General features: G+C 66.5%; 12 protein-coding genes. 6 read left to right on the forward strand and 6 right to left on the reverse strand.

Annotated features, from left to right (window positions below; genetic code table 11):
* Positions 1 to 8: 8 nt before the first annotated feature.
* The 3 genes from CETAM_RS12930 to CETAM_RS12940 form a co-directional block, all read right to left on the reverse strand.
* Positions 9 to 350, reverse strand: coding sequence for a cupin domain-containing protein (locus tag CETAM_RS12930; RefSeq protein ID WP_156229222.1), 342 nt, complete (start codon positions 348 to 350; stop codon positions 9 to 11).
* Between the two features lie 81 nt (positions 351 to 431).
* Positions 432 to 1,001: a VanZ family protein gene (locus CETAM_RS12935; RefSeq protein ID WP_156229223.1), complete on the reverse strand. Its 570-nt coding sequence runs from the start codon at positions 999 to 1,001 to the stop codon at positions 432 to 434.
* A gap of 24 nt (positions 1,002 to 1,025) precedes the next feature.
* Positions 1,026 to 1,934 (reverse strand): LysR substrate-binding domain-containing protein, encoded by a 909-nt coding sequence (locus CETAM_RS12940; RefSeq protein ID WP_156229224.1) that lies wholly within the window; start codon positions 1,932 to 1,934, stop codon positions 1,026 to 1,028.
* 106 nt (positions 1,935 to 2,040) lie between these two features.
* Between CETAM_RS12940 and CETAM_RS12945 the strand changes: the two genes are divergently transcribed.
* The 4 genes from CETAM_RS12945 (at position 2,041) to mmsB (ending at position 6,403) form a co-directional block, all read left to right on the forward strand.
* Entirely contained in the window at positions 2,041 to 3,234 is a 1,194-nt protein-coding gene (locus tag CETAM_RS12945) for a CaiB/BaiF CoA transferase family protein (RefSeq protein WP_156229225.1), read from the forward strand.
* A 51-nt stretch (positions 3,235 to 3,285) separates the two neighbouring features.
* Positions 3,286 to 4,482, forward strand: a complete 1,197-nt coding sequence (locus CETAM_RS12950; protein WP_231587516.1) for an acyl-CoA dehydrogenase family protein — start codon at positions 3,286 to 3,288, stop codon at positions 4,480 to 4,482.
* A 44-nt stretch (positions 4,483 to 4,526) separates the two neighbouring features.
* Entirely contained in the window at positions 4,527 to 5,381 is an 855-nt protein-coding gene (locus tag CETAM_RS12955) for a 3-hydroxyacyl-CoA dehydrogenase family protein (RefSeq protein WP_156229227.1), read from the forward strand.
* A gap of 131 nt (positions 5,382 to 5,512) precedes the next feature.
* A complete protein-coding gene (gene mmsB / locus CETAM_RS12960; protein ID WP_156229228.1) occupies positions 5,513 to 6,403 on the forward strand; it encodes a 3-hydroxyisobutyrate dehydrogenase in 891 nt (296 codons plus the stop codon).
* 59 nt (positions 6,404 to 6,462) lie between these two features.
* On the opposite strand, the gene CETAM_RS12965 is transcribed toward mmsB, so the two are convergent.
* The 3 genes from CETAM_RS12965 to CETAM_RS12975 are packed head-to-tail and all read right to left on the reverse strand — an operon-like array spanning position 6,463 to position 10,463.
* Positions 6,463 to 7,839 carry an NAD-dependent succinate-semialdehyde dehydrogenase gene (locus CETAM_RS12965; RefSeq protein WP_156229229.1) on the reverse strand — a complete coding sequence of 459 codons (1,377 nt, stop codon included), beginning with the start codon at positions 7,837 to 7,839 and terminating at the stop codon, positions 6,463 to 6,465.
* Positions 7,840 to 7,876: 37 nt separating this feature from the next.
* Positions 7,877 to 9,502, reverse strand: coding sequence for a flavin-containing monooxygenase (locus CETAM_RS12970; RefSeq protein ID WP_197085753.1), 1,626 nt, complete (start codon positions 9,500 to 9,502; stop codon positions 7,877 to 7,879).
* A 46-nt stretch (positions 9,503 to 9,548) separates the two neighbouring features.
* Positions 9,549 to 10,463 (reverse strand): alpha/beta hydrolase, encoded by a 915-nt coding sequence (locus tag CETAM_RS12975; protein WP_156229231.1) that lies wholly within the window; start codon positions 10,461 to 10,463, stop codon positions 9,549 to 9,551.
* Positions 10,464 to 10,769: 306 nt separating this feature from the next.
* On the opposite strand from CETAM_RS12975, the gene CETAM_RS12980 reads away from it, so the two are divergent.
* Both CETAM_RS12980 and CETAM_RS12985 read left to right on the forward strand, forming a co-directional pair.
* Positions 10,770 to 11,825 (forward strand): alcohol dehydrogenase, encoded by a 1,056-nt coding sequence (locus CETAM_RS12980; protein WP_156229232.1) that lies wholly within the window; start codon positions 10,770 to 10,772, stop codon positions 11,823 to 11,825.
* An 11-nt stretch (positions 11,826 to 11,836) separates the two neighbouring features.
* On the forward strand, positions 11,837 to 13,597 hold the full coding sequence (locus CETAM_RS12985) for a sigma-54-dependent Fis family transcriptional regulator (protein WP_156229233.1): 1,761 nt from the start codon (positions 11,837 to 11,839) through the stop codon (positions 13,595 to 13,597).
* The last annotated feature ends 4 nt before the right edge of the window (positions 13,598 to 13,601 follow it).

A 13,601-nucleotide genomic window follows, 5' to 3' on the forward strand; every position in this document is an offset into this window, starting at 1 on the left:
CTACGAGGTCACTCGCTGTGGGAGTCGAGCCCCTCGACGCCCGTCACGGTGGTCAGCAGAAAGACCGAGTCCGAGTCGGCCGTGACCGAGTGACGGTGGTGGGTCAGGGCCACCAGCTCGCCCTCCTCCACTTCGGTGACCTCCTGGCCCGTGACCGTGACGCGGCCACTGAGCAGGAACAACGAGGCCGCCGGCGGGGAATTGTGTTCCTGCAGCCTGGTCCCCGCCTTCAGGGCGATGACGGTCTGCCGCAGGGGCCCGTCATTGACCAGCAGCTTCGCCTGCCGGCCGTTGTCGGCCGCGAGTGCGGCCTGAAGCAGTTGCTCTGCCTTCTGATCCACGATGGACATCTGGGTGGCTCCTATCCGTTGCGTGCCTGCCTCAGAGCCTACCGACCCACGACGTGTCATGGATCACTTTCCCCCCAGCCGTCAGCCGGCGTTCGCGCCGGCGGCCATCATCACCAGGACCACCAGGCTGGCGGCACAGACGATCCCCAGGACGTAGCGCCGCAGTTCCGGCCGCAGCCGCACCGCCACCCACCCGCCGAGGGCCGCCCCGAGGGTGTTGAGGAGGATATCGTCCGCATCGGAATACCCGCGCGCGAACACGAACTGGGCCACCTCGATCCCCAGGCTCAGGGTCGCCCCGGCGAGGGTCGCACGGAGGACCCCGCGGCGGGGCCAGCCGAGGTCGGAGATCTCCTGGCGGCCGAAGGACCGCCAGAGCAGCACCACCAGGAAACCCACGGGCACGAACAGTGCCAGGTTTCCCACCGTGTTGATGACCGGTCCGTACCAGGCCGGCGCGTCGACGAATCCGTTGAAGAGCACCAGGTCGACGCTGCGCCGGTTGTGCGCCTGGGCGTTCCACAGGCCGCCGACGGAGAAGCTGCTCTTGAGCATGGTCAGGGAGGCCACGGTGGCGGAGACCAGGACCGCGGCCAGCAGATAGACCAGCCGGGGCCACAGGGTGCGCGGAATATCAGTCTTCGTCTTCATCGGAGCCAGGCTACCGAGGCCAGCTCAGTCCTCCACGCCCGCGGGCTGCGGCCAGACCTTCTCCGCCAGCGCCAGAACCCGCTCCAGTACCGGGTTGTCCGAGTCCGGCTGCCAGGCCATGCGGAGGTTGACCGGCAGCGTCTCGTCCGCGACCCGGAGGAAGGACACGTGCGGGTCGGTGAAGTTCTCCGCGACGGAGGAGACCGTCAGCGAACAGCCGACCTCTGCCCCCACGAGCGCCATGGCGGTCCACGAGTCCGGCGCCCGTTGCACGATGTCCGGGTCGAAGCCCGCCTTGAGGCTCAGTCTTCGCATCCGGTCCCCCAGCACTGAGCCCTCGTGCGCCGGAAGCGACACGAACGCCTCCCCCGCCAGCTGCCGGAAGGAGACCTCCTCCTCCCCCGCCAGACGGTGCGAGCCCGGTACCGCCAGCACGAGATGCTCCTCGAGGATGATGCGCGACTCCACCGCGCCGGGCACGAAGTCCCACCTGCCCAGGCTGATGTCCACTTCACCGCGCAGGACCAGGCCCAGGGAGGGCTGGGCGAACTGCTGGCTCTGCAGGTTGAGCCCGATCCCGTCGTAGGCGCGTCGAAGCTCGCGGGAGAGGATGCCCACCAGCGGATGCGTCGACGCCCCGGCATAGGCCAGGGAGACGGAGCCGAGTTCTCCCTTTCCGGCGGCCACCGTGTCCCGGCGGGCCCGTTCAGCGGCCTCGAGGATCCCCCGGGCCGGTTCCACCAGTGCGGCACCGGCCGGGGTGAGTCTCACCCGGCGCGTGCTGCGCACGAAGAGGTCCACGCCCAGCTCCTTCTCGAGCTGGCGGACGGTACGGCTGACCGGGGGTTGTGCCATGTAGAGCCGGTCAGCCGCCCGGCCGAAATGCAGTTCCTCCGCCACCGCGAGGAACACTCTGAGCTGTTGTAGGTCCATTTTCCCATTATTACATTATCTACAATTATCTTGCATCCATTAAGTATTGGACACGCAGCAATCGGGGTGGGAATGTGAGTTAGGCAACTATTATCGGAGAGAGCCCATGACACAGTCGAAACACACCTCCCCCTTGGACGGCCTTTTCACGCGCCAGGCCAGCGGTCCGCTCGCCGGGATCGTCATCGCCGACTTCAGTCGCGTCCTGGCAGGCCCCTACTGCACGATGCTCCTGGCCGACATGGGCGCCACCGTGATCAAGGTGGAGAGCCCCGCGGGCGATGAGACCCGCACGTGGAAGCCTCCGGTCCACGAGGATCAGTCCACCTACTACCTCTCGATCAACCGCAACAAGAGCTCCATCGCCCTGGACTTCAGGGACGAGACGGACCTGGAGACCGCCCGGGCCATCGCGGGTCGCGCGGATGTCCTGGTGGAGAACTTCAAGCCGGGCGGACTGGAACGCTTCGGGCTGGACTATGACGCCGTGTCCCACTCCAACCCGGACGTCATCTACGCCTCGGTCACCGGTTTCGGCACGAAGGGCGGTGCCGCACTGCCCGGATACGACCTTCTGGTCCAGGCCCTGTCAGGCCTGATGAGCCTGACCGGCGCCCCCGATTCCCCTGCCTACCGGGCAGGCGTGGCGGTGTTCGACGTCATCACCGGCCTGCACACCGCCATCGGCATCCTCTCCGCCCTGCACGAACGGGGCAACTCGGGCCGGGGCCAGCACGTCGAGGCCAACCTGATGTCCTCCGCCCTGTCGGGCATGGTCAACCAGACCGCCGGATACGTCCTCAGCGGTCAGGTACCCACCCGGATGGGCAACGAGCATCCCAGTATCTACCCCTACGAGCCCTTTCGCACGGCGGAGGGCGACATCATCCTGGCCATCGGCAACGACCGGCAGTTCCTCCGCCTGTGTGCGGTCCTCGGTGCGGAGCACCTGCCCGAGGATCCCCGTTTCGCCGCCGCCGCCGATCGCAGCCACCACCGTGGGGAGCTGCGTCCGATCCTGCAGGAGCTGCTGGCCGCGCGGTCCGCGGCCGAGTGGTTCGACGTCCTCACCGACGCCGGCCTGCCGTGCGCCCCCATCAACGACGTGCAGGGCGGCATCGAGTTCGCGCAGCGCCTGGGCCTGGAACCCGTCGTCCAGGTCGGCCACGGAGACAGGACGCTGCCGGGCATCCGCAACCCGTTGACCTTCTCGAAGACCCCGGTCAGCTACGACCTCATCCCGCCGGGAATCGACGAGGACCGCGACGCGATCCTGGACTGGCTGAATGAAGCCACCTGACCTTCCCGCCCCTCAATGCCTGAATCACCCCACCCACAGAGGAGAAACACCATGTCCACCACCGAAGCCACCGTCCTGTCCGACTACTTCCACCTCGACGATGACCTCACCGCCGAGGAGAGGTCCATCCGCGACAAGGTCCGTCAGTTCGCCACCACCCACGTCGAACCGGTGATCAACGAACACTGGGAGAAGGCCGAGTTCCCGCGGCAGCTGCTCGCACCGCTGGCGGAGATCGGGGTGGTCGGCACTATCATCGAGGGCTACGACTGCCCCGGCATGTCGCGCATGGCCCAGGGCATGGTCGCGCGGGAGATGTCGCGCATCGACGGTTCCTTCAACACCTTCATGGGCGTGCACTCCAACCTGTGCATGGGTTCGCTCGCCATCCTGGGCAACGAGGAACAGAAGCAGCGCTGGCTGCCGGATCTGGCGGCGATCAGGAAGACCGGCGCCTTCGCCCTGACCGAGCCCGACCACGGCTCCGACTCCGTGGCACTGGAGACCAGCGCCCGACGCGAGGGTGACCAGTGGGTGATCAACGGCCACAAGCGCTGGATCGGCAACGGCCACGAGGCCGACGTCATCGTCCTTTACGCGCGCAACACCGAGGACGGCCAGGTCAACGCCTTCGTCGTGGAGAAGCAGGACGACGGCACCTACCCCGAGGGCTACGACCCCACCCCGATCCCGGGCAAGATCGGCAAGCGCGCCATCCTGCAGGCAGACATCGTCATCACGGAACTGCGCGTCCCGCACGCCAACCGCCTGGCCGACTGCAACTCCTTCAAGGACGTCAACCGGGTGCTGCAGTTCACCCGCGGCGGCGCCTCCTGGGAGGCCGTGGGACACGCCATGGCCGCCTTCGAGATCGCCCGCGACTATGCCCTCGAGCGCATCCAGTTCGGCAACCCCATCGCCTCGTACCAGCTGGTCCAGCACCGCCTGGCCAACATGCTCTCCGAGCTGACGGCCATGCAGCTGATGTGCACCCAGATGGTCCGCCTGGCCGACGCCGGAAAGCTGACCAACGCCAAGGCCGCCATGGTCAAGATGGCCACCTCGCAGAAGGGCAAGTGGATCTGCAACGAAGCCCGGGAACTGCTCGCCGGCAACGGCCTGCTGCTGGAGTACCACGTCGCCCGCCACCTCACCGACATGGAGGTCGTGTCCACCTACGAGGGCACCGACTCGATGCAGGCCCTGATCATCGGCCGCGACATCACCGGCATCTCGGCGTTCAGGTAGACGACCCCTCCCAGACCCTCTCCGACCGAAAGTAGAACTGAGACATGACCTCCATCTCCCTCCCGTCCCGCGTCGGTGTGCTCGGCGGCGGCCGCATGGGCGCCGGCATCGCCCACGCCTTCCTGATCAACGGCTGCGACGTCGTGATCGTCGAGCGTGACCACGCCGCAGCCACCGCAGCCCGCGAGCGCGTGGAGAGCAGCGTCGACAAGTCCCTCTCCCGCGGACTCGACGGCGACCGCGACGGGATCCTCGCCCGTTTCCGCGTGAGCACGAACCACAGCGACTTCGCCGACCGCGACCTCGTCGTCGAGGCTGTCCCGGAGGACTGGGACCTGAAGGTCGCCTCCCTGACCGGCGTCGAGGCCCACCTGTCGGCGACCGCCGTGCTGGCCTCCAACACCTCCTCCCTGTCCATCGACGGGCTGGCCGAGGAACTCAAGCGTCCGGAGAACTTCATCGGCCTGCACTTCTTCAACCCCGTTCCGGCCTCCGACCTCATCGAGGTTGTCGTGGGGAAGAACACCGACCCGGAGCTGGCCGACGCAGCCGCCGAGTGGACCCGCGCACTGGGCAAGACCCCGGTCGTTGTCACCGACGCCCCCGGTTTCGCCTCTTCCCGCCTCGGCAACGTCCTCGCCCTGGAGGCGATGCGCATGGTCGAGGAGGGAGTGGCCGGCGCCGAGGACATCGACAACGCCATGGTGCTCGGCTACAAGCACGCAGCCGGCCCGCTGCGCACCACCGACATCGTCGGCCTGGACGTCCGCCTGGGCATCGCCGAGTACCTGGCCTCCACCCTGGGTCCGCGTTTTGAGCCGCCGCAGATCCTGCGTGACAAGGTCGCCCGCGGTGAGCTCGGACGCAAGACAGGCAAGGGCTTCTTCGACTGGAGCTGAAGTCTCCCGCGCGCATCGGCAGGGGCCGGATGAGGTGTATTTTCCTCGTCCGGCCCCTGCCGACGGGCGTAGCGTCGGAGAGACCCCCCGTTGATTCCGTCCCGATCCCGCACGAAAGAAGGGCAGCAGAAATGAAGAACATCGCATTCATCGGACTCGGCAGCATGGGTGGCCCCATGGCCGCCAACCTTGTCAAGGAGGGCTTCACCGTCCGCGGTTTCGACGTCACCGACGTGGCGAAGAAGATGGCCTCCGAGGCGGGCGTCGAGATCATCGACACCTCCGTCGAGGCCGCCGAGGGAGCCGACGCCGTGATCACCATGCTCCCCACCGCGGGCCTGGTCGCCTCCACCATCACTGAACTGCTCGAGAAGGTGGGGAACAAGCCCCGCCTGTTCATCGACTCCTCGACCATCGGTGTCGCCGAGGCCCGTGACAACGCCGCGCGTGTCGAAGCGGCCGGCTCCGTGTTCCTCGACGCCCCGGTCTCCGGTGGCCACGGCGGAGCCGTCGACGGCACCCTGGCCATCATGGTCGGAGGGCCCGCGGACGCCTTCGCCGAGGCTCGTCCGCTTTTCGATGCCATGGGCGACGCCGTCACCCACTGCGGCGCCGTCGGCACCGGCCAGGGCGTGAAGATCTGCAACAACATGGTCCTGGGCATCCACCAGATCGCCCTGTGCGAGGCATTCCTCATGGGCGAGCGCATCGGCCTGGACGCCCAGACGATCTACGACGTCATTTCGCACTCCACGGGCAACTCCTGGGCGCTGCAGGAGCATGCCCCGGCCAAGGGCATAGACAAGGGCTTCCCCGCCGACAACGACTATGAGGGCGGCGCACCCGCGGCACTCATCGCCAAGGATCTCGGCTTCGCGCGAGAGGCCCTGGAGATGACCGGCACACACTCCGTGCTGGGGGTACCGGCCGCCCAGTTGTACGCCGACTTCGACGCCTCCGGCCGCGGCCAGCTGGACATGTCCGCGGTGATGTTGGCCCTGCGCGAGCGCAGCGAGGGCTGACCCGGAGACACGGCGACACCCCGGACGGAGCCCGTCCGGGGTGTCACTCCTGCGCGGTATCAGGCGTGGGGGTTGCGCACGAGCTTCTTGTTGGCGAACTCGTTGAAACCGAAACGTCCCAGCTCCCGACCGAAGCCCGAGAGCTTCACGCCGCCGAAGGGCAGATCAGGGGCGCTCTTGCTGGTGCTGTTGATCCACACCATGCCGACCTCGAGCGACTCGGCGAGCTGCCGGGCTTTCTCATCGTCATTGGTGAAGACGCTGGAGGACAGACCGTAGGGGGAGTCGTTGGCCAGGTCGATCGCCTCGTCGACGGTGTGGAAGCGGTAGACGACGCCGACCGGACCGAACAGCTCCTCCCGGTAGACCCGCATGTCCGGGGTGACCCCGCCCAGCAGGGAGGGGCGGTAGTAGGTTTCCGATCCCTCCTCACTGCCGCCGTCGAGGATGACTTCGGCGCCCCGGGCGACAGCGTCGTCGACAAGCTCATCGAGGTCCTCGGCGCCGGAGGCGGAGGACAGCGGACCGATCCTGGTGGCCGCGTCGGTCGGGTCGCCCGGCACCCACTGGGACATCTTCTCCGTCAGCTTCTCCACGAACTCGTCGTAGACGCTGTCCTGGACGATGAAACGCTTGGACGCCGTGCATGCCTGGCCCGCGTTGCTGAGCCGGTTGTTGGCGGCTGCCTTGGCGGCGGCGTCGATGTCGGCGTCCTCGAGGACGATGACCGGGTCGGAGCCACCGAGTTCGAGCACGCACTTCTTCAGGTTCCGGCCGGCGACCTCGGCGACCGCCGCACCCGCCTTCTCGGAGCCGGTCAGCGAGACGCCCTGGACACGGGGGTCCGCGATGGCGTGGGCGACCTGCGACGAGGAGATGAACGCGTTGGTGTACACGCCCTCCGGCAGCCCGGCATCACGGAGCACGCGCTCGGTGGCCATGGCGGACTGAGGGCAGTTGCGGGCGTGCTTGATGATCATGGTGTTGCCGAGCGCGATGTTCGGCGCCGCGAAGCGCGCGACCTGGTAGAAGGGGTAGTTCCAGGGCATGACACCGACCAGTGGGCCGATGGGCTCGGTGCGGATCACCGCGGTGCCCGGCCCGGAGATCTCCAGTTCCTCCTCTGCCATGAACTCCTCGAGGTGGTTGGCGTAGTACTCGTAGATCGAGGCGACCAGCTGGATCTCGCCGCGTGCCTGGGCGATGGGCTTGCCCATCTCCAGGGTGATCAGGCCCGCCAGCTCATCCTCCCGCTCGCGGTGCAGCTCAGCCGCCCGCAGCAGGACAGCCCTACGTTCCTCGGCAGGGGTGGCGCGCCAGGAACGGTAGGCCTTCTCGGCACGTTCGAGGAGCTCCTGCAGTTCAGCGTCCGAGATCTCCTGGTACGTTTCCAGGGTTTCGCCGGTGGCCGGGTTGATGGTGGTGTAGACACCCATGGTGTTTTCTCTCCTGTGGTTGGTTGGGGGATGGAGGTCAGGCCGAGGCCAGCTCGGACGACCGGGTGAGACGGAATCCTTTGTATCCGCTGTCGGCGACTTCCCGCAGAATGGACCGGTAGTTACCCAGTCCCCCGAGGTAGAACAACACCGACGGCTTCTTCCCCGGCACATTCGCACCGAAAATCCACGAATCCACCTTCGTGAACACCGTCATCCCCGCAATCTCCCGACACGTATCCGTCCACGCCTCCACCGTCGCCTCCTCCGGCTCCACCGCCGTGATGCCATTAGCCTCGGCAAACGCCACCAACTCCGCAATCCACTCCACCTGCGTCTCAATGCTCGGCGGCAGATTCGTGAACGGACCATTGGGACCCAAAATCATGAACCAGTTCGGAAACTTCGACGTCGTCACACCCAGATAACTGCTGGGCTGACCATCCCAATGCTCATTGATACTCACCCCACCCCGACCACGGATCTCCATCCGACGGTAATTACCATCCACCGCATCAAACCCCGTGGCAAAGATCAACACATCCACCTCATGGAGCTTCCCGTCCGCGGTGACCACACCCTCAGGGGTGATCTCCTGAAACGGCGTCTCCTTCAACGCCACGACATCCACATTGTCCCGGTTGAACGTGTCGTAGAACCCGTCATCACACAGAGGCCGACGCGCATAGAGATCATGCGGGGTCAGCTTCCGCGCCTTCTCCGGATCCGTGACGATCTCGGCGATCTTGCCCCGGATAAACGCCGCGGCCGCCTCATTGGCCGCCACATCCGTGGCGATATCCCCGAAGGTGCCGAACATGAAGTTGAACCCGCCACCCTCCTCCCACGCCTGGTGGAACACCCGCTCCCGCTCCTGCGCCGACACCGACATCGCCGGAGTGGTGGCCTCCTCGAACCCGAACGCCACCGACGAGTTCTTCGCCTGCTCCCAGATCTGCTCATAATTCGCCTTGATCTCCGCCAGTTCCGCCTCCGACACCGGGCGCTTGCCCACCGGCACCGAATACTGCGGCGTCCGGATGAAATGCGTCAGATGCTCCACCACCGGACCCAACGCTGTGACCACCTGCGTACCCGTCGACCCGGAACCGACCACACCGACGCGCTTGCCGGACAGATCAATGCCCTCCGGCCACGCACCGGTATGCAGCACCAGGCCCTCGAAGGTGTCCAGGCCCGCAATATCGGGCATGTTCACCGCCGAGAGCAGCCCCACCGCGTTGAACACGTAGCGTGCACGGTAGATCTGCCCCCCGGCGGTGACCTCCCACAGCTGCTCATCCTCCAGATACACCGACGAGGTGACCTCGGTGTTGAACCGGTAGTGCCGCGCCAGATCAAACCGCTCGACGACATCCTCGAAATACGCCAGGATCTCCGGCTGCGTGAGATACGTGTTCTCCCAGGAGCTGTCCTGCAGCAGGTCCTTGTCAAACGAGTAGCGGTAGAGATGGCTGCGGGTATCCGACAGGGCACCGGGGTAACGGTTCCAGTGCCAGGTGCCGGCCGGGCCCGAGGCCTTCTCGAACGCGAGCACGGACATGTTCAACTCGTTGGCGAACTTGTGCACACCATAAAGGCCACCGAAACCGGCACCAATGACGATGACATCAACACTCGGGGAAGAACTCTGCGTAGACATAAGAAACATCCTTTTTCTGGGGGTAGGGAGGTGTTCTGGGGTACGGTCAGCGGCCCTGGCGGTACCAGTCGGCGAGGCGGGCGATCTCTTCGTCTGCCACGTCACTGTTCCCGGCGTTGAAGGTGAAGACGTGCTGCTGGCCCTCGGCGATGTTGAGGGTGGAGTCGACGCCGGCGGCGGTGGCGCGCTCATGGAGCTGCTCTGCGTTGTCGCGCAGGCACTCGACGGAGCCGGCGTTGATGTAGATGCGGGGGAAGCCCTCGTAGTCGCCGTAGAGCGGGTTCGCCAGGGGAGTGGTGGGGTCGATCTTGTCGCCCAGCACGCCGGCGATCATGCCCTCGAGCAGCTGCGGGGTGATCAGGGCATCCGTGTCGAGGTTGGTCTCGAGGGTCTTGCCGTCGTTCTCCATGTTCAGCCACGGGGAGAAGGCAATGACCTGGCCGGGCAGGGGCTTGCCCTGCTCCTTGAGGGACAGTGCGATGGCGATGGCGAGGTTGCCGCCGGCGGAGTCGCCGATGGTGGTGATGTTCTTCGGGTCGATGCCGGAGTCGACAAGGGCCTCGAAGACTGCGACGCCGTCCTCAACCTGGGCGGGGTGCGGGTGCTCGGGGGCGCGTCGGTAGTCGAGCACGAAGCTCACGGCGCCGAGGGCCTTGGCCACATGGCCGGCGAGCTTGCGGTGGCTGAAGGAGGAGCCGACAGCGAAGCCGCCACCGTGGGTGTAGAGCAGGACCTGGGACTCATCCGCACCTTCCGGCAGGCACCAGATGCCGGGAACGCCGCCGACGACGTCCTCGCGGTAGGTGACGTTCTCCGGCTCGGTGGTGGGCTGGTGCCACTCGTCGAAGACGGCCCGGAACAGGCGCATGTTCATCGTCGGGTAGTCCGCCATGAGCTGGCTCCACTCCGTGTAGAGGTCGCGCAGCTTGTCCTGGGTTCCGGTGGTGGTCTGGGTGGTCATGATGCTGTCTCCTCGGCTGCTTGCGCCCACGGGGTCAGATCCCGCGGGCCTTATGTGTTATGTGACTTAGCGCGGCCCATTCAGTGACTTGAACCACACGCTTGCCACTACCGTAAACGCACACAGCACATGCACCTGTTCCACTTTGATACAGGTGCCCCACCAGGTGGATTATTGCCTTAAGGGCATTAATAGGACGTTCATTCAGCATGGAAGATGCTCGAATCACTGTTCCCTCCAGCACCTTTAACGTGTAGACATAGTTTGTGACGGCAATCACTGAACCAACCACAACGAGAGGTGCCCATGCACGCATACGGAGTTCTGCCGGACGACCAGACCATCCATGATCTGGAGATCCCCACCCCCGAGCCGGAGGGTCGTCAGGTTCTGCTGCGGGTCACCCGCGTAGGTGCCTGCCACACCGACACCCATCTGCGAGAGGGGGGCTATGACCTGGGCAGCCGCGGAAAGATGAGCATGAAGGACCGCGGTTTCCAGTACCCCATCGTCATGGGGCACGAAACGGTGGGGGAGGTCGTCGAGGTCGGCGACGCCGTCGAGACCGTCCGGGCCGGCGACGTCCGACTCGTCTACCCCTGGATCGGCTGCGGAAAGTGCCGCGAATGCCGGGAGGGCAATGACAACCGCTGTGCTGCCGGCCAGAACCTCGGGATCGCCCGTCACGGCGGTTACGCCGAATACATCCTCGTCCCCGATGAGAAGTACCTGGTGGACATCGCCGACCTCGACCCCAGCTGGGCCGCGACCCTTGCCTGCTCCGGCCTGACCGCCTACGCCGCAGTCGACCGGGTCCTGCCGCTGGACGCGGATGAGCCCGTCGTGCTCTTCGGTGCCGGCGGGCTGGGGCTGACCGCCATCGCGATCCTGCGCTACCGGGGCCACCAGAACGTCTGCGCGGTGGACGTCTCCGAACGCAACCTCACCCTGGCCGAGGAGATGGGCGCGACGAGCACGGTGAAGTCAGGGGACAACGTCGCCGGAGCCATCGTAGACGCCCTCGGAGGACCCGCCAGCGCTGTCATCGACTTCGTCAACAACGGGGCCACGGCCACCGCCGCCTTCGACATCCTCAACAAGGGCGGGGTCATGGTGCAGGTCGGTCTGTTCGGCGGCGAGGTCACCATCCCGACCGCACTGCTCGCGCTCCGGATGATCCGCATCGAGGGCAGCTTCGTGGGCACCCTCGGGCAGCTGCGGGAACTCGTCGACATCGCCCGCCGGGGGAAGCTTCCCCACATCCCGATCATTGAGCGCCCCCTGTCCGTCGAGGAAGTGGCCCGAGCGCTCGACGACCTGACCGCGGGCGGCGTCTCCGGGCGTATCGTCCTGACTGCCTGAGGAGAACCGACATGACCACCGGGCACCAGGCGCCGGCCGACATGCTCAGGGCCGCGCGGGAGGAGATGATCACCCGGGGACTGCAGTACGCCCGGGTCCCTGCCTCACTGGTGACGCCAGAAATCGAACAGAGCTGGCGGCGCTCCATCTCCCAGGGCGTGGATACAACGGCCGAGCCGATATTCTCCGGTCACACCGACATGGAGGGGGCGCTCTTCGACGTCTCCGAACGGGTCCTCGACCAGTGGGCCACCCACCTCGAGGACTCCCGGATGTCCCTGCTGATCGCGGACCGGAACGGCCGGATCGTCTCACGCCGTATCCTCGACTCCCGCGACAACCGGGCGCTCGACAGGGTCAACGCCACCGAAGGGTACGACTTCTCGGAACAGACCCTGGGCACCAATGGCCTGGGAACGCCGATCGAGGCCAGGCAGGCCGTCTTCGTCCGAGGGAGCGAGCACTTCAACGATGCGTTGGCGGATCTGGCCTGTGCCGGCGCGCCGATCATCCACCCGATCACCGGTCGGGCCATCGGATCGGTCTCCATCGCCTCCGCCCTCGACGTCTCCGTGTCCCTGATGCTGGCCATGGCGCGGCAGGCCGGGCAACAGATCACCAGCGGGCTGGAGTCAGCGGCAGAGTCCCGGGATCTGGACCTGGCCCGGGCCTACCGGCGGCTCAAGTCCACCCGGGGTGCGGTCCTGGTGATGAACGCCGAGACGGTCATGACCGACATTCCCGCCCTCGCCCACCTCGACGCCCGTTCGCATGCCCTGCTGTGGGAGGAGCTCCGCCGCCACCGCTGGGTGCAGGACGAGGCACTTCGTCTGACGCTTCCGCTGCTGGGTCACGAAACCCTCGTGCGCAGGATCCGACGCGACGGGGGAGAGGACGTCTTCGCCATCGAATTCCCCGCCCGCGACGCGTCCCGGCAAGACCAGGACACCGGCGTCGGCCTGATCCCGCTCCTGGACCCTGCGCCTCGGCCCGTCTACGAGGAGGTGGCCCGGGAGTTGGACGCCGCCGCGTCGGAACCCGGCCTCATCCGGGTGACGGGTCCGGCCGGTGTGGGCAAGCGACACCAGAGCGAACGGTGGCTGCGCGACCGTACCGGCAGGGAGCCTCTGGAAATTCCGGCATCCGACATCGACGCAGCGCTGGTTATCAGGGCCCTCGATGAGGACAGGGGGGTGATCGTCACCGGAGGTGCCGGCATCAGCGACTGGAACCGCCACCTCCTGGAGGATCTCGCCCGCACCCGACTGCCGGAGAAGGCCCGGATCGTTCTCACCGAACGTCCGGCAGGTGTCCTCAGCTCGGGTCCGCGGGTCGTCGAGATGCCCGGCCTGGCAGAACAGCACACCGCAATCCCCGGGCTGATCAACTCCCTGGCCGCACAGCTCTACCCCGGTGCCCCGGCCCCCCGATTCTCACCGGCAGCACTGCAGCGGCTGCTGGCCTGGCCCTGGCCGAGAAACGTCCCGGAGTTACGGAACATGATTGCCGGTCAGGCCAAGATCGCCCGAGGTGAGCTGATCGAGGTCCGGGACCTTCCCCTGGCCATGCGGCGCTCCCTGGAGCCGTCGCTGAGCCGGTATGAACGTTCCGAACGCGAGACGATCACCACCGCCCTGCGGGAGACCGGCGGCAACAAGTCGCAGGCCGCCCAGCTCCTGGGCATCGGGCGCACCACCCTCTACCGCAAGATGCGCACGCTGAAGATCGACGCCGAGGAACATGCCACAGTCGACGATGGTCGCACCGCATGATAAT

Source organism: Corynebacterium comes (assembly GCF_009734405.1).
Lineage (GTDB): Bacteria > Actinomycetota > Actinomycetes > Mycobacteriales > Mycobacteriaceae > Corynebacterium > Corynebacterium comes.